This is a genomic window from Vibrio hangzhouensis (assembly GCF_900107935.1).
Classification (GTDB): domain Bacteria; phylum Pseudomonadota; class Gammaproteobacteria; order Enterobacterales; family Vibrionaceae; genus Vibrio; species Vibrio hangzhouensis.
In genome coordinates this window covers 24,545-40,841 of record NZ_FNVG01000006.1, presented here as the reverse complement: position 1 = coordinate 40,841, position 16,297 = coordinate 24,545, and the positions used below count along the sequence as shown (strand labels likewise).

The window sequence follows — 16,297 nt, the reverse complement described above, 5'->3', positions numbered from 1 at the left end:
TGTCCGAGAAATGTTAGCGCGGGTTGAATGATGTGTAAGATTGGCAATGTCCTGACCACATGACGAACAGGAAGCAGGACATTCGAATGATTTATTGAGAAGAGCCTTAATTTTTTGCTGGCTCAGGCAGTGTCGCATTGGTGAGTTTATCCGCTAACGAGTGGAGTTCTGGCAGCATACGGTAAATTAAATGTAACTGCTGAAGTACCATACGCGCAGAGCGATCATCTTCATCGCGCCACTCTAGTAAACGACGATGAATATCAAATTGGTCGACGGTCGCCTGGTGGCATTCTGTTGACTGGCCGCTAAACTGCACTTCTAGCAGCTCAATATGGTGATTGATAGTCCGATGGGCCTCTAATACCAGTAGATGTATAGACTCATCTTTGAGTCTCTGTCTGTGGGCTCCCAATGCAGAGACATAACTAAGCAGAGCGTGGTTCAAAGTAAGGAAACGAAAGCTCTCATCGGTTGCAATCTGATATCGGCCGGGCTCTGCAAGCATGTTGGAGATGGCTGTCGATAGGTTAGCGTCTGCATTGTGTGCATTTCTTCTGGCGATACGGTAACTAAGGTCGTCTGTCTTACCTAAGCGATACTGGCCAATGATCTGCAGCAAATATTGACGATTAGCGTGTAGAGCATTCGCCATGATTTTGTTCAGTCGCTTTGACTCCCAATCCGGTAAGATAAAATACACTGCGCCTACGGCGAGCGCACAGCCGATTAGCGTATCCATTAATCTTGGAAGAACAACAGCGTATCCCTCACCTAACTGATTAAAACAGAGTAAAACCAATACGGTGATAAAGCCGGTAGCGTAACCGTAATTGTTGATTCTGAACGCAAAAAACATCACACCAGAAAGGACAATAAGAAACAGTTGGCTTTCCGGAGACGGGAACAGCGTCAATAGCGGGACGCCGACCAACAAACCAACCAGTGTCCCAAGGATCCGCGCGGACAGTTTTTGACGGGTAGCGCTATAATTGGGCTGGCAAACAAACAGGGTAGTGAGCAGGATCCAGTAACCTCGATCGAGATCAAAAGCCTGAATGATCGCATAGCCAGAAGTGAGAGCGATAGAGAGTCTCACCGCATGGCGAAATAATATCGAGTCAAGCGACATACTTGCTTTAATACGATTCCACATAGCTTTTATAGTGTGTGGGTTAGTGTCATCGAGCATGCCGTCTTCTAGCACCGAACTGTCGGGGTTACTGACGTTGCTTAGCAATTTTTCAACCGTGGCCAGATTGTTGAACAGATAGTTAAGTTGAACTAAAAGAGGTTTCCAATCGGAATTGTTCTGCTGTTCTAAAAACTCCAACGAGTCTTGGAGTTCTACCAGTGCTTTGATTGAGTCATTGCTGTGAGAGTATTTTTTTCCAAGCTTTAATGCCAATGCAATTTCTTTACAGGATTTTGCCTGCATCTCAAGAACATGCTTGAATCGAAACAGTACGTCAGAGTGAGAAAACTGTGTGGCCAATTCTTGATAACGATAGTGGCTGGAGCTTACTCGTTCGTGGATGTCCTGAGCAATAAAATACACCTTCAGAAAGCGATCACTTGGTCCGTCAACGTGACCCCGCCGAGAACGGTTAAGTAAGGTTGATTTACAGGCGTTGAGGGCAAAAACTGTACAGGCGTTAAGACTGGCCTCTCTGAGTCGATGTGGCTGTGGTATTAAGTTAAGTGTCGGGTGAAATAAATTCCTTTTGGCGTCAAGGTATAAGCTTAACTCGTTGAATACATTTGAAAGACTTTGTTGTACAGGTTGTAGAGGCCAGAAACTGTTCCAAACCATGGAAACAAGGTAGTACCAGCTGGCGCCCGCAAGTAGCAGTACCGGTTGAAACCAGAGATTCAGACTTTCATGGGCACCTAACATTGTGTAGATGGCAATCAAAAGAGAGCCAAAAGCGATACTGGAATAGCGAGGCCCGATCGCGCCAAGAAGAATAAATATGAAAGTAGATGAAAATAACCCGATGGCGAACAGCCAGGGAATATTAAAAAGCAATTCAATCGAGAAAGCGGCGATGGCAAAGCAGATTAGTGTTAGAGAAATTGCTTTTAGTCGTCCGACAAAGCTGTCATCACTTTCGGCTAGAGCGGCAGCGATCACACCCAGAATTAGGGGGGTAATCCAAGTATGCTCGTTTAAATACCAAGTAGGTAAGGCAACTCCGAGCAGAGTGATTAACATTAACACACTGTAATTGAAGGTTTTATTCGCCCACTGAAGGCGTAGCTGACCGAGAATGCTCACAATAGAAGACTGTGTCTGATAAAACCGTTATTCTAGCAGAAACTGTGCGTGTACATACAGGCGAATTAGCCGAATAGTGGGTAAAGTTTTTGGGCAACAAACTGAAACACAAAGGAAAACCGCCATGTTGCCGAAGAGGTTGAATCTTTTTTCTATAGGGCTGTCATCCTCATCAAAGTGGGGATCTTCCAGAGTGCATCGACCAAATTATTTGTAATAGGTTCACGCCACACTGAATGAGATCCCCTTTTTCAAGGAGATGGATGGGTGCAATTAGTGATGAATTATCGCTTGTTCTTGAGATAACGTTTGCGACGTTCTTCTTTACGCTTAGCTTTCTCTTCGGCTTTTCTGGTCGCTTCAATTTCCACTTCGATCAACTCTTGAGTGATCATTTCTGGTAGCTCAAGGGTAATTTGACCGAGGGTACCATTTCTAAGCTCGTGAAGAAGGATTTCAGACGCTTTGTGAAGGTTAACACGTCCGCCAGATTGAAGTGCGCCCCGTTTACGACCAATCAATTCCATCAGTTCTATATCGGAATCCGGTAGCTCCTCATCGATCTGATAACGTTCTTTAAGTCTTTCCGAATAATGTTGCGCCAGATACTCAACAGTGTAAAACGCCACTTCATCGTACTCGATGGCGGTATCTTTAACCGCTCCGGTAGCTGCCAGACGAAAACCACTGTGTGGATTTTCAACTTTTGGCCATAGAATGCCGGGAGTGTCAGATAGCACGATTCCGTTTTGTAGATTGATACGTTGCTGACGACGGGTCACGGCTGGCTGGTTACCAGTGACGGCAATTGTTCGACCCGCTAATGTGTTGATGATAGTTGATTTACCAACATTAGGTATGCCCATAATCATGGTGCGGATATTTTTACCAATCTCTTCACGATGGGGAGCAAGTTTACGGCACAGTTCGAGAATTTTGTGTACTTCCTGTGTGTTGCTCGTAGTGATTGCCATGGCTTTTACGCCTTGTTCCTTCTCAAGGTGCTCGATCCACAATTCGGTTTTTTCTGGATCAGCCAGATCGCGTTTATTGAGCACTTTGACGACTGGTTTGTCACCGCGCAGCTCGGAGATCATTGGGTTTTCACTACTGAAAGGAATACGAGCGTCAAGAACTTCGATGATGACATCAATTTGGGGAATGACTTCTTCGATCTCTTTACGAGCTTTGTGCATGTGGCCCGGAAACCATTGAATTGACATGAATGAAAACCTTAATTTTTGAAATTTGTGCACATTGTAGGAGGTAAATCGAGATAGTAAAGCTGAACTTGCCGTTAACACTTGCTGTCAGCGCCACTAGCTGGCGTTGATGGAGGCCATGTCATAAAGTCAATGGCAATGTTCTCATATCGCCTGAGCGGGTAAATTTCTATGCCAATTTGATTTGCAGAATAAAATCCGCACTAACTATTATTCTATCTTGTTGTTTTTATGGGATAAAATAGTTGGCACGTCTTTTGTTGGTTGTTAGTTACGTAACTAACAGCAAGGAAAAGCAAATGAGGAAAGACAAAAATGGAAGTAGGGTCATCCAGCGCATGAGTGCAGGGATACTGTTGACCCTGACTTACGCAGCGAATGTGCATGCAGGCCCATTTGACTCGTGTCCAAGTAAGGCCTACCTCTTTCAGTCTACTCCGGTGCAGGTTTATGGCGTCAATCTGGTAACGGGTTCGACCACCTTATTACAGGGTGATACCGGCATGGATGTCGGAATAAATGCCGTTGGTTTTGATTTTGATAATCGATATATCCTCGGATACGACACAACAAACAAACGTATCGTTCGATTGGGTGAAGACTTTCAGGCGGAAGCGATCAATACCAGCGGTCTTCCAACCGATCATACATTTTTTGTCGGTGATGTGTATGAAAGTGTTTATTACCTTTACCGAAAGGGCAAAGGGCTATTTACCATTGACTTATCTCCACTGGAGGCGGACAGCAATGCTGTTCTGTCTGTGAATAGGGTCAGTACACGTGCCGTGGTAAATCTGACAGATTTTGCATTTCATCCAAGTGATGGAAAACTTTATGGTGTAGACAACAATAGTGGCGCTCTTTATTCATTTAATGCCAGCACAGGACAGGAAAGCTATGTTGGTGACACAGGCCAACTAGGTACATTTGGTGCCGGTTACTTTGATGTTGATGGCTACTATTATGTATCCCGTAACGAGGACGGCCAAATTTACCGTATAAACCTCTCTCCGGACAACTCAGCAAATATTGAGGCTGGGGTGGTGACCGCGGTGAAGTTTGCTGACGGTCCAAGTTCAAATCAGAATGATGGTGCACGTTGTGCTAATGCCCCTGTTATCGACGAGGATTCCAATATCGATTTTGGTGATGCGCCAGAATCTTACTCTACAAAACTTGCTGATAATGGACCAAGACACGGATTAGATGGTGTGACCTGGCTAGGAGCATCGGAACCGGATGGGGAGCAGGATGGCCGATACAATAATCTGGCGGATGATGAAATCGGCGTTGACGATGAAAACGGTGTCGGTTTTGTTACTGCTGTCGAACCAGGATTGGACAGCATTGTCAGAGTTAACGCGTCGACATCAGGATATCTGTCGGCATGGATTGACTGGAATCAGGATGGTGATTTTGCCGATGACGGTGAACAGGTTTTCACCGACCAGTTACTATCAGCAGGTAATAACGATCTCGTATTTACTGCCGATTTTGACGCGTTAGTAGGTCCAACATGGAGCCGCTTCCGATTTAGTCAGCAAACCGGATTGTCCTATTTCGGCGGGGCAACAACAGGTGAAGTTGAGGATCACGCATTGGCTGTTACAGGAGAGGGCATATCTGTAAGGTATTATCCGAACTCGACCGGTTATACAACGGTGGCATTTGAGGATAACTGGCCTTATACCGCAGACTACGATATGAACGATGTTGTTGTTCGATATCGAATTACCGAAGTACTGAAAAACGATGAGGTTGTTAAGTCAAAAATCGATGGGTATTTAGGGGCTGTTGGTGCAGAGTTCCATAATGGATTTGCCATCAGGCTAAAAGGTGTCAATAGGTCAGCGATCGATACCACGACGACACGTCAACTTCATAATGGTGTTCAATTGGCGGCAAGTGGTCTGGAGCAAATCTCTGAAGAAGCAATATTTGTGATTAGTGAAGACACCACGGCATACAAAGTAGAGGGTTGTGAATTTCACCGAACCTTAGCGTCTTGCGCTCAGACTGAGGATGTGCAGTTGAATTTTACAGTCCACGTAAACTTTAACAACGGTTCAGATACCGCCAACCTCATGGATATGCCGTATGATCCATTTATCTTCGCCACACCAGAGTATTACCATGGTGAAGGTTATTTCCAGCCAGGACGAAAATGGGAAGTTCACCTGCCAAATTACGAGCCAACAGAACAGTTCGACGCTGAGATGTTTGCAGGACTTGGCAGAGATGTGAGCAATGTCAGTTCTGGTATCTATTTCAAAACCGCTGAAAACCTACCCTGGGTTCTGCTGATTAATGATGAGTGGGAATGGCCACTCGAGAAAACAGATTTGGTGGTCGCTTATCCGCTATTTGCGTCTTATGCTGAGTCGTCAGGAGAAGTAGCTCAGACTTGGTTTGAATTGCAATTCGCAAACGCTGACAAATGCTATATTCCTTAGGAGAAGATTATGAAAACTGAATACATTATCCCAATGATCGCTCTAGGAATACTCACCGCTTGTGGCGGTGGAGGCGGCGGAGATGCATCTGATGGTTCCACCGGAAATACCTCAGACTCAGCGCCATCGGAGCCGTCTCCACCCGCACAGCCAGTAGTGAGAACGATGGAAGAGTTGTCGATACCAGACACGATGGATTACAAACCAACGGAAGGCTACTCGCTGACGGTTGACGCGAGCAATGAGGTGAGTGGCAGAGCGTTTGTGTCGGTGTATACCGATTATCAAAGTGCTTCTTCCGGCGAGTATCTGCCTGACTACGATTCACGTATAGCATCAACGGGGCTGTCCAATGGGAGTGCTCGCATAGAGTTTACTGCTGCGGAGCATGTTAATGCGTTTTTAGTCGAGATTTGGACCTACGATGGTCAACCTCCACGGCAAAAACTTGTCTCTGCAGAGGACTCTATATTGACCTGGTAGAAAAGAGGAAACCACGATTTGCCCCGTTTATACGGGGCTTTTTAATGGCTTGCTGTCTGACAACACAGTACAATGCCTGAAAACAGTCAACCATAAGCAAAGTTATGAATCAGGAATTTTCAGAAGAACATTACGACGACGAAGAGATAGAAATCGAAGCAATTGGTATTGAAGTCTCAAGTCACCCTATTGAGCTTTACAAACTGTTTAAAGTTGCCAACCTTGTGGGCGGTGGCGGAGAGGCGAAACATCTGATTTCAGAGGGCTATGTTGCCGTTAATGGTGAGCTGGAAACGCGCAAGCGACGCAAAATGTACGATGGTGACTTCTTTGAGTTTAACCAGGAGTACTATGTAGTGGTGTGTGACCAACCACCTATCGAACCAGCTGAAGCGTCAATAAAAAAGACCAAGAATCAACCTGACTCAACAGGCGGCTCTAACAAAAGCGGAAAAAAGAAAAACTCAGCGTCTAAGAAAAACCGTGCCAAACAGAGTAAAGATACGGATGCAAACAACAGGCAAAAAGCATCTAAGCCTAAAGATCCTAACAGTGGAAGAGGTGGTATTGACTTCTTTTAGCAACCATTGCCGTTAAATTACCCCGCCATTGATAAACAATAACGATGCGAAATTGAGAGGAGAACAGCCATGAAGTTTGAGGTAGACACTCATACGCATACCTACGCGAGTGGACATGCATACAGTACGATCATTGAAAATGCCAAAGCAGCGCAACAATCCGGTTTGAAAATACTCTGTACCACAGATCATGCTGAATCAATGCCGGGCGCACCGCACTTCTGGTTCTTCTCTAATCAACGGGTCATTCCCCGTTTTTTGTCTGGTGTTGCGATCATACGAGGTATTGAAGCCAATATTCTTAACACTCAAGGAGAGATTGACGTAAACCCTACGTCGTTTAAGTCACTTGATTGGATTATTGGCAGCTTTCATGAGCCGGTATTCAGGCCAATGGACAGGGATGCTCACACGGAGGCGCTGATGAACACGATTAAGGGTGGTAACGTTGATGCGCTTGGGCATTTAGGGAATCCAAATTTCGACTTCAATTTTGATGTGATCGCTCAATGTGCAGCTGAATACAATGTGGCAATTGAAATCAACAATTCAACTTTAAAGGGGCACAGTCGAGCAGGCAGTGTTGACCGCTGTTATGACATTGCAAAAGCTGTCAAAAGGGCTGGTGGTTTCATCACTACCGGGACCGATTCCCACTTCTGTGACACCGTCGGAGAGTTTACTCTGACTCAAAAGCTTCTGAGCGAAGTAGAGATGCCTACCGAAAAAATCATAACCTGCAGTGCCAAGCAGTTTCTTAGTTTCCTTGAACTACGAGGAAGGGAACCTATCGCTGAGTTCTCTCAAATGTAGTGAACAAATTTCACTAACGTTTAGATACAATTTGATTAACAGATTACAAACACTATTTAGTAGACTTGCAGGCCAAATACTTTATGTGACTTGAGTATTTAGATCTTTAAAAGGAATAACCATGATAAAAACAATGTCCGTCAGCCTCGTCACTCTTTCTGCCCTGCTTTCATTCAACGCTCTTGCGCAGGGCGTCGACTTAAAGAAGAACATGCAAGCGATGAAACTGGCCTTCAAACAAGCAGCGGAAGCGCAGACTGTTGAGGAAATGAAACAGCCAGTCGCAAAATTAGATCGACTGGTCGCTGAGACTCAACGAGGTCAATATCCCGCTGAAAAAACCGATCTGTATATGGAAGGCTTTAACAAACTCTCTGGCGTTGTTAAACAAGTCGACTCTGAATTAGAACAGGGTGATCTGGAAGCGGCTAAACAGACTCTCAGAGAAGTAGACAGTCTAAGGTTAGAGTACCATGACAAGCGAAATCCAAGTATCTGGAAGCGTTTGTTTGGCTAACGAGCCTCTGAGTTGTTCTGAAGCGTTGTTCATAGTGAATAACTCAGAGGTGAAGGCGACAAGTTTTAATTTACCGAGTGACAATGTCCACAAACGTGCTCGGTTTTAATTGGGTCTAGTACCGCTTGCTCGTCTTTGCTCTCTTTGAGCTCGAATGCATCGTGACTGGTTATTGTATTACATTGTGAGCAGAAGTCGTTTACTAAGTAGAACTGCAAATCATCCATGAAATTTACCTTAAAGTTAGCATGATGTGTACGTAACTAGATTTACCAATCTTGTTACATAAATGCAACATGCGTACCCCGGGTGGGGTACGTCAGGTTTTTTGTTAGACAATAAAAAAGGAGCACCAAGGTGCTCCAAACTTACAGTGTAGTTATCATTGTTATGCTTGTGCAAACTTGTAGGTACGGTAACCACCAATTAAGTTACGCGCCTTGAAACCACTATTTACCAGTTGACGATAGGCTACGTTACCGCGTAACCCAACTTGACAATAGATAACGATCTCTTTGTCTTTGGGTAACTCACTCATGCGATGGCGAAGTTGGTCGACTGGAATATTAATGGCACCTTCAATAAAGCCAACGTTTTCTAGTTCACCTGGGTTACGGACGTCCAAAAGAAGTTGGTCTTCGTTCAGGTTGTTAATTTCATCATAGTGAATTGGCGTTGAATCGCCTTTAATGATGTTATTCGCAACGAAGGCAGCTTGGTTGATAACGTCCTTAGCGCTGCCATACGGTGGCGCATAGGTAAGCTCCAGATGCTGTAGCTGTTCTACCGTCATTCCAGCGCGTTGGGCAACGGCCAACACATCAATACGTTTATCGACACCGTCTTTACCTGCAGCTTGCGCGCCAAGGATTTTGCCCGTTTCAGGGCTAAATAGCATTTTCAGTGATACGATTTCAGCGCCTGGGTAATAACCTGCGTGACTTGCCGTGTGCACATACACTTTCTCGTACGCAATACCTTCGCGCTTAAGAACTTTTTCATTCTTGCCAACAGACGCTACTGCCAGATCAAAGATCTTCACGATGGCAGTGCCTTGCGTTCCTTGATAAGTTTCTTGACGTCCAAGCATATTGTCAGCTGCCATACGCCCCTGACGGTTTGCCGGACCCGCTAAAGGAACGAAACCTGCTTTACCTGTTACGAAATCTCTGTCTTCAATGGCGTCACCAACAGCGTATATGTAAGGGTCGCTGGTCTGCATGGCGTCGTTAGTATAAATACCGCCTAATTCACCCAGCTGAAGTCCTGCTTCCTGCGCCAGTTTGGTCTCTGGGCGCACACCGATAGCCATAATAAGAATGTCGGTGTTGAGCTTATCGCCATTATTCAGAGTCAATTCAAGCGAGCCCTGAAGGTGTTGATGCTCATGCGATTCACCAGCATTTTTGTCGGCGACATGGTCATTAGGAATGTAGTCAACGACTTCAAGAGCCGAACCCAAACGTAAATCAATACCGTGTGATTTGATTTCAGCATGAGCAAACCCAGCCATTTCCTTGTCTACCGGGGTCATGACCTGATCTGCCATTTCGATCAATGTTGTCTTGATACCCAACTGGTGAAACGCTTCCATCATTTCCAGTCCAATAAAGCCTCCGCCAACAACGGTCGCATGCTCTGGCTTATTCATTTGAATCGTTTGGATGATACGATCCATATCTGGAATGTTACGCAATGAGTGGGTAAGGGGATTATCGATCCCGGAAATTTGCGGAATAAAGGGTGCAGCACCAGGGCTAAGTAGAAGAAAGTCATACGACTCAGTGTACTCAGTGCCATCTAGCAAGTTCTTGATCGTTACGCTTTTGTCAGCTCTGTTTATTTTAGTGACTTCGTTCATTACACGAACATCTACATTGAAACGAGCTAAGAAGCTCTCAGGCGTTTGCAGCAAGAGCTTTGAGCGGTCAGTGATGTCACCACCAATATGGTATGGTAAGCCACAGTTGGCAAAAGACACAAATGGACCACGTTCAAACATGATGATTTCAGCATCTTCGCTCAAACGTCGTGCACGTGCAGCCGCTGAAGCACCACCTGCAACACCACCAACAATCAGAATCTTAGTCATAGTTTACCTCTATCGTCTGACCTCTACTCACTCAGTGAAGGTCACGTTCTTAATAATCAACTGCGGACACTATAACATCAAATTTAGAAATGTCTAATATATATTTTGCTAAATACAAAATAACTAATTAAGTATTGACTAAACTAATGGCTCGGATACATAATGACGCCATATTACTATTGACTAGTAGAGGTATGTCTTATGGATTTAGTGCAGATGAAGAGCAGAGCTGCAGATGTAGCGGATGTTTTAAAGACGCTGTCACATCCAGACCGCTTGTTTGTGCTTTGCCAATTAGTTGATGGAGAGCAGGGGGCTGGTCAATTGCAGTCTAACTCGAATTTAAGCCAGTCAGCCTTCTCCCAACACTTAACTGTATTAAAGAGAGCGGATCTGGTTTCAGTACGCAAAGAGTCGCAGCATGTCTACTACTCACTCAAGGATGACAGAGTGGTTGGACTTATCCAACAGCTACATTCTTTGTATTGTCATTGATAGCAATCTCAATGCTTAAAATGCTTTAACTTGCAGAATTTGAAGCGAATTTTGCAACTTAAATGATTTTAAGTTCGAAATTTATGAGGTAACTATGGAATTTTCGATTCCTTGGGCATCGTTGCTTGGTGGCATGATGCTTGGAGTCTCTGCGACTCTATTATTGCTATTTAACGGAAAAATAGCGGGCATTAGTGGGATTGTTAGCAAAATCTACAAAGGGAGAAAAGGGGACACTAGCTGGCGACTGATCTTTGTTTTAGGGATGATTTTTGGCGGTGTTGTAAGTGCAAAGTTGTTGGGAATACAACCAGCCGAGATGATTGTCCCTATGCCGTTAGTGCTTGTGGCAGGCCTTCTGGTCGGATTGGGCACGAAGTTGGGTAATGGATGTACAAGTGGTCATGGGATCTGTGGTATGGGGCGTTTATCTGTACGCTCGATCGCAGCAACTATGACATTTATGGCTGTGGCAATGGTCACGTCTTACATCATGTTACACGTACTTTAAAGGAGCCTGATCATGAAACGATTTATTGCTTTTGTTAGCGGTATCCTGTTTGGTACCGGAATGATCGTATCCGGTATGGGGGATCCTGCTAAGGTTGTGGCGTTTTTGGATATCTTCGGAGCCTGGTCACCTGACCTCGCCTTTGTAATGGGCGGTGCGTTGTTGGTTTTTGCGCCAAGCTATTGGCTCGTGATAAGAAAAAAACAGAGTCCAGTGTGCACCGATGAGTTTTGTCTCAATGAGAACAAGAAAATTGATGCTCAGTTGATCAGCGGCTCAGCTTTGTTTGGATTAGGCTGGGGTATTGCCGGTATTTGTCCAGGGCCAGCTGTATCCTCAATAGCAAACGGCAGTTTTGGCATCTTAGGCTTTGTCCTTACTATGGTGATTGGCATGCTGATAGGAGATGCGTTGCTAACAAAACAGGGCGATTCGAAGCCAGTTCAACAGTCGTAATCAGTCAGTTTGGATACAAATCACATTGTTTTAAAAAGCCCGGTATAAGTACCGGGCTTTTTTAATATTTCCTTACTATCTTTTTATTAACAGTAACTTACTATAGTCATTTAAATTAGCAAAAACTAATAAATAATATTAGACAAAGCTAATTGAGTGGTTTATATTAGCTACATCTAAATAAAAGATTGGAGGCATCCATGAAAATGGGGTTATTGAAGTGGGTTGCACTAACAAGTTCTTTACTCAGTGGTGCAGTATGGTCTTATGAAACCACGGTTGTTGATCAGATTATGGTCGATTCGGTGGTTGAATTGGACGGTACGGTAGAAGCTGTTAACCGCGGTACATTATCGGCACAAACTACTGGACGGATAGTAGCGGTAAACGCGGATGTAAATGATATTGTTAATCAGGGAGATGTTCTGCTAGAAATCAGCGCTGAGCAGCAGTCTGCGTCACTTGATGCTGCGATTGCAAGGCTTAACAGTGCTAATGCTCAAAATGTTCGGGCGACTGCGCAAGTGAAACGCTATCGTGAGCTATTTCCCAAGGGGGCAATTTCCCGAGAGAGGTTAGATAGAGCAGAAGCAGAAGCACGTTCTGCTATCGCTGAAGTCAAATCAGCAAAAGCTGCTGTAGCTCAAGCAAAAGAATCATTAGGGTATACCAGTATCAAAGCGCCCTATACCGGTGTTGTTACTCAGCGCCATGTAGAACTGGGTGAGACGGTAGCGCCAGGAAGCCAGCTTATTACCGGATTCTCGCTTTCTCCGCTACGTGTTGTAACGGAAATTCCTCAACGGTTCAGAGCGCAAGTAAAAGATGCCGATCAGTTTACCATTCATTCTTTAGATGGACAGACACTTGAGCCCTATGAAGCCAAACTTTTCAATTATGCACATCAACAGTCAAGAGCATTTAAGCTGCGCCTTGAACTACTGGAAGATCCCAAACATATTCTACCAGGCGAGTGGGTGAAGGTTGCATTTCGGTATGGGCAGAAACAGGCCATCTTAATACCTGAAAGCGCTGTAATCCGTCGGGGAGAACTCAGTGTGGTTTATCGGGTAGACGGTAATAAGGTGGAAATGAACCCAATTAGAGTTGGGCTTGCTTATGACAGTAAACTGGAAGTATTGAGCGGCCTTGAAGTAGGAGATGAAATTGTCTCTGATGTTGTTGCCTTCTTAGCGCAGAAGTAAGGAGTGTATATGAGTGATAAGTTAGGTATCTCAGGACGTATTGCGGCTGCCTTCCAGTCGTCTGCGATGACGCCATTACTTGCTCTGGTGGCATTGCTTTTAGGATTAATGGCTATTGCCATTACACCAAAAGAAGAAGAGCCACAAATTGATGTGACGTTTGCCGATGTTTATATACCCTTCCCGGGTGCATCGCCTCGAGAGGTTGAGAGCCTGGTAACCAATCCGGCTGAACAGGTGATATCGGAGATAAACGGCATCGACAAGATCTACTCATTCTCCCAACCGGGTGGCGCTATGATAGTGGCTATCTTTGACGTGGGTATCCCTAGAAGTGAGGCGGTGGTCAAGATCTATAACAAGCTTTACTCCAACAATGATTGGTTACCGCCAAATCTCGGAGTAGGCCAACCCATTATAAAGCCTCGTGGCATTGAGGATGTTCCTATTGTAAACGTCACACTGTCACCTAAAGCGGACGCCGTGACATTACGGGAGCTGACCAGTGTCGCTCACGGTTTGGAAACAGAGTTGAAACGTATCAAAGGTACGCGTGATATCTATACGGTCGGTCGTCACCCCACTATAGTTGACGTTCGTCTGGATCCAGCAAAGATGTCTGGTTACGGTGTCACTATAGATGCATTAAACCAGATGCTACCTGACGCAAACTCAGCTTCTCAAATGTTAACACTGACACAGGACAATCAATCGATTCCGCTGCAAATTGGCGAGTTCCTCACTAATGTTGAGCAAGTGAAACAACTGGTGGTGGCTATTCATGATGGTCAGCCTGTGTATCTTTCAGATATTGCTGAGATCAGACTGGATATCGATACACCAAACCAAGTCGTATGGACCGGTGACAAGTCAGATTTAAAACCTGCTGTTACCATCGCGATAGCGAAGAAAAGTGGTGAAAATGCGGTTGATGTTGCTAAGGCGATTGAGAAACGTCTAGGTGAACTCGAAAGTACTCTTATTCCTGACAATATTCAGGTCGATGTCACACGTGATTACGGACAGACGGCGTCAGATAAAGCAAATACGCTTATCGGTAAACTGGCGTTTGCCACCGGAGCCGTTGTGTTGCTAGTGCTGTTTACCATGGGGGTAAGAGAGGCGGTTGTCGTCGGTGTTGCGGTTATCATCACCTTACTGCTGACATTGTTTGCGTCCTGGGCTTGGGGGTTCACCCTAAACCGAGTTTCTTTATTCGCCTTGATATTCTCAATAGGTATCTTAGTTGATGACGCTATAGTAGTGGTTGAAAATATTCATCGACATATGGTCAAAGGCAAAAGAAAGCTGGTGGAACTTATCCCTGGCGCTGTTGATGAAGTGGGTGGGCCAACTATTTTGGCGACATTAACGGTCATAGCAGCACTGTTGCCCATGGCTTTTGTGTCTGGTCTTATGGGGCCCTATATGAGCCCGATTCCAATCAATGCATCGATGGGTATGTTAATTTCATTGATCATCGCTTTTGTGTTGACCCCTTGGCTTGCTCGCATACTGCTTAAAAACAGTGCTGTGCATAGTGACGAAGTGGGAGGCAAACAAGCTGCGTTCTTTAAACGCTTGATGTCACCCTTTGTAGTGAGTCGCTCACAGAAACGTAACCGTCTACTATTGGGTGTCGGAGTGTTGGTGGCTATTGTGGTTTCGATGTGGCTACCGGTTCAGCAATTGGTTGTCATGAAGATGTTGCCGTTTGATAACAAATCTGAATTTCAGATCATTCTCGACATGCCAGAAGGTAATGCTTTAGAGCGAACTCAGCGTGTATTGTTTGAGCTCAGTGATGCGCTAAATGATGTGGAAGAGGTTAAGGACTACCAGATTTACGCGGGCACTGCTGCGCCAATTAACTTTAATGGACTGGTAAGGCACTATTTTTTACGCCAGAGTCCTGAGAAGGGTGACATTCAGGTGAATCTCGTGGACAAATCCCAGCGTGATCGCTCTAGTCATGAGATTGCGTCAGAGTTAAGACCGGTATTGGTTGAGATAGCCCAAAGGTTTGGCGGAAAAGTTAAAGTGGTTGAAGTGCCGCCGGGCCCCCCTGTCTGGTCTCCAATACTTGCTGAGGTCTATGGACCGACTCAAGAAGCACGTGAGCAGGCTGCACTTCAGTTGCGGGAAATTTTCAGGGAAACAGAGGACATCGTCGATGTCGACCTATATTTGCCAGAATCGCATCAGAAATGGCAAGTGGTCATTGATAGAAATAAAGCGTCAAGACTGGGTATTGCCTATTCAAACATCGTAGATACATTGGCAACGGCGGTGGGTGGTAAACCAGTGAGCTATTTGCACAGTGAGCAGAGCAAGTACCCGATCCCTATTCAGATTCAGGCAAAAGAGAGCGCTAAAGTTCGTCTTGAGCAGGTAATGAATATGAAGATCAGCTCAATGAAAGGCACCCAGTATTTGCTTGCAGACTTAATTACGGTTCGCAGCGAGCCGATGGATAACTATATCGTTCATAAAAATCTGGTACCTATGATTATGGTGGTAGGTGATATGACCGGTGAGTTGGACAGCCCACTCTATGGCATGGCTGAAATATCATCAGCTATGAGTGACAAGGGGCTGGATATTGAGCAGTACTTTATCAACCAGCCTTCAGGGTTAGAAAATATTGAAATTTTCTGGGATGGAGAGTGGACCATTACTTATGAAACTTTCCGTGATATGGGAATCGCATATGCGGTAGGGATGGTTTTGATTTATTTGTTGGTCGTCGCTCAATTTAAGTCTTACCTGGTACCACTGATTATCATGGCACCTATTCCGTTGACAATCATTGGTGTCATGCCGGGGCATGCTCTATTAGGGGCACAGTTTACCGCTACGTCTATGATAGGGATGATTGCGTTGGCGGGCATCATAGTTCGTAACTCCATTCTACTGGTGGATTTTATCAATCACCAACTTAAAGCTGGAGAAGAACTAGGAGAGGCGGTGATTGAGTCTGCGATTGTAAGGGCAAAACCTATCATGCTTACCGCATTGGCGGCGATGATAGGAGCGGTCTTTATTCTCGATGATCCCATCTTCAATGGTTTGGCCATCAGTTTGATCTTCGGTATCTTTGTGTCGACAGTGTTAACGCTACTGGTCATTCCAATACTCTACTATGTCGCTCTTCACCGTGGAATAGTGAAAGCAGACATATAGACAGTGA

At 45.1% G+C, this 16,297-nt stretch carries 14 protein-coding genes; 10 read left to right on the top strand and 4 right to left on the bottom strand.

Annotation, left to right across the window (positions count from 1 at the left end; genetic code table 11):
- Positions 1-106 precede the first annotated feature (106 nt).
- Positions 107-2,278, bottom strand: a complete 2,172-nt coding sequence (yccS, locus tag C4S60_RS07865) for a YccS family putative transporter (RefSeq protein ID WP_103879798.1) — start codon at positions 2,276-2,278, stop codon at positions 107-109.
- Positions 2,279-2,562: 284 nt separating this feature from the next.
- On the bottom strand, positions 2,563-3,501 hold the full coding sequence (ylqF, locus tag C4S60_RS07860) for a ribosome biogenesis GTPase YlqF (protein ID WP_103879797.1): 939 nt from the start codon (positions 3,499-3,501) through the stop codon (positions 2,563-2,565).
- 338 nt (positions 3,502-3,839) lie between these two features.
- Here ylqF and C4S60_RS07855 point away from each other — a divergent pair, with 338 nt between their 5' ends.
- The 5 genes from C4S60_RS07855 to C4S60_RS07835 all read left to right on the top strand — a co-directional run bounded on the left by C4S60_RS07855 (position 3,840) and on the right by C4S60_RS07835 (position 8,348).
- Complete coding sequence (locus tag C4S60_RS07855) at positions 3,840-5,954, top strand: LruC domain-containing protein (RefSeq protein WP_167390967.1); 2,115 nt, start codon at positions 3,840-3,842, stop codon at positions 5,952-5,954.
- A gap of 9 nt (positions 5,955-5,963) precedes the next feature.
- Positions 5,964-6,437 carry a hypothetical protein gene (locus tag C4S60_RS07850; protein ID WP_103879795.1) on the top strand — a complete coding sequence of 158 codons (474 nt, stop codon included), beginning with the start codon at positions 5,964-5,966 and terminating at the stop codon, positions 6,435-6,437.
- 104 nt (positions 6,438-6,541) lie between these two features.
- Entirely contained in the window at positions 6,542-7,018 is a 477-nt protein-coding gene (locus tag C4S60_RS07845; RefSeq protein WP_103879794.1) for an RNA-binding S4 domain-containing protein, read from the top strand.
- 69 nt (positions 7,019-7,087) lie between these two features.
- Positions 7,088-7,831, top strand: coding sequence for a phosphatase (locus tag C4S60_RS07840; protein WP_103879793.1), 744 nt, complete (start codon positions 7,088-7,090; stop codon positions 7,829-7,831).
- 133 nt (positions 7,832-7,964) lie between these two features.
- Positions 7,965-8,348 (top strand): cytochrome b562, encoded by a 384-nt coding sequence (locus C4S60_RS07835; protein WP_244183069.1) that lies wholly within the window; start codon positions 7,965-7,967, stop codon positions 8,346-8,348.
- Positions 8,349-8,413: 65 nt separating this feature from the next.
- Here C4S60_RS07835 and C4S60_RS23540 read toward each other — a convergent pair whose 3' ends face one another.
- Positions 8,414-8,575, bottom strand: coding sequence for a hypothetical protein (locus tag C4S60_RS23540; RefSeq protein WP_160111346.1), 162 nt, complete (start codon positions 8,573-8,575; stop codon positions 8,414-8,416).
- A gap of 161 nt (positions 8,576-8,736) precedes the next feature.
- Positions 8,737-10,440, bottom strand: a complete 1,704-nt coding sequence (locus C4S60_RS07830) for an FAD-dependent oxidoreductase (protein WP_103879792.1) — start codon at positions 10,438-10,440, stop codon at positions 8,737-8,739.
- 201 nt (positions 10,441-10,641) lie between these two features.
- Here C4S60_RS07830 and C4S60_RS07825 point away from each other — a divergent pair, with 201 nt between their 5' ends.
- From C4S60_RS07825 to C4S60_RS07805, 5 genes are all read left to right on the top strand, one after another.
- Positions 10,642-10,935 carry an ArsR/SmtB family transcription factor gene (locus tag C4S60_RS07825; RefSeq protein ID WP_103879791.1) on the top strand — a complete coding sequence of 98 codons (294 nt, stop codon included), beginning with the start codon at positions 10,642-10,644 and terminating at the stop codon, positions 10,933-10,935.
- A gap of 94 nt (positions 10,936-11,029) precedes the next feature.
- Positions 11,030-11,446, top strand: a complete 417-nt coding sequence (locus C4S60_RS07820) for a YeeE/YedE family protein (protein ID WP_103879790.1) — start codon at positions 11,030-11,032, stop codon at positions 11,444-11,446.
- A gap of 12 nt (positions 11,447-11,458) precedes the next feature.
- Positions 11,459-11,902 (top strand): YeeE/YedE family protein, encoded by a 444-nt coding sequence (locus C4S60_RS07815; RefSeq protein WP_103879789.1) that lies wholly within the window; start codon positions 11,459-11,461, stop codon positions 11,900-11,902.
- A gap of 206 nt (positions 11,903-12,108) precedes the next feature.
- Positions 12,109-13,107, top strand: coding sequence for an efflux RND transporter periplasmic adaptor subunit (locus C4S60_RS07810; protein ID WP_103879966.1), 999 nt, complete (start codon positions 12,109-12,111; stop codon positions 13,105-13,107).
- Between the two features lie 9 nt (positions 13,108-13,116).
- Entirely contained in the window at positions 13,117-16,290 is a 3,174-nt protein-coding gene (locus tag C4S60_RS07805; protein WP_103879788.1) for an efflux RND transporter permease subunit, read from the top strand.
- The last annotated feature ends 7 nt before the right edge of the window (positions 16,291-16,297 follow it).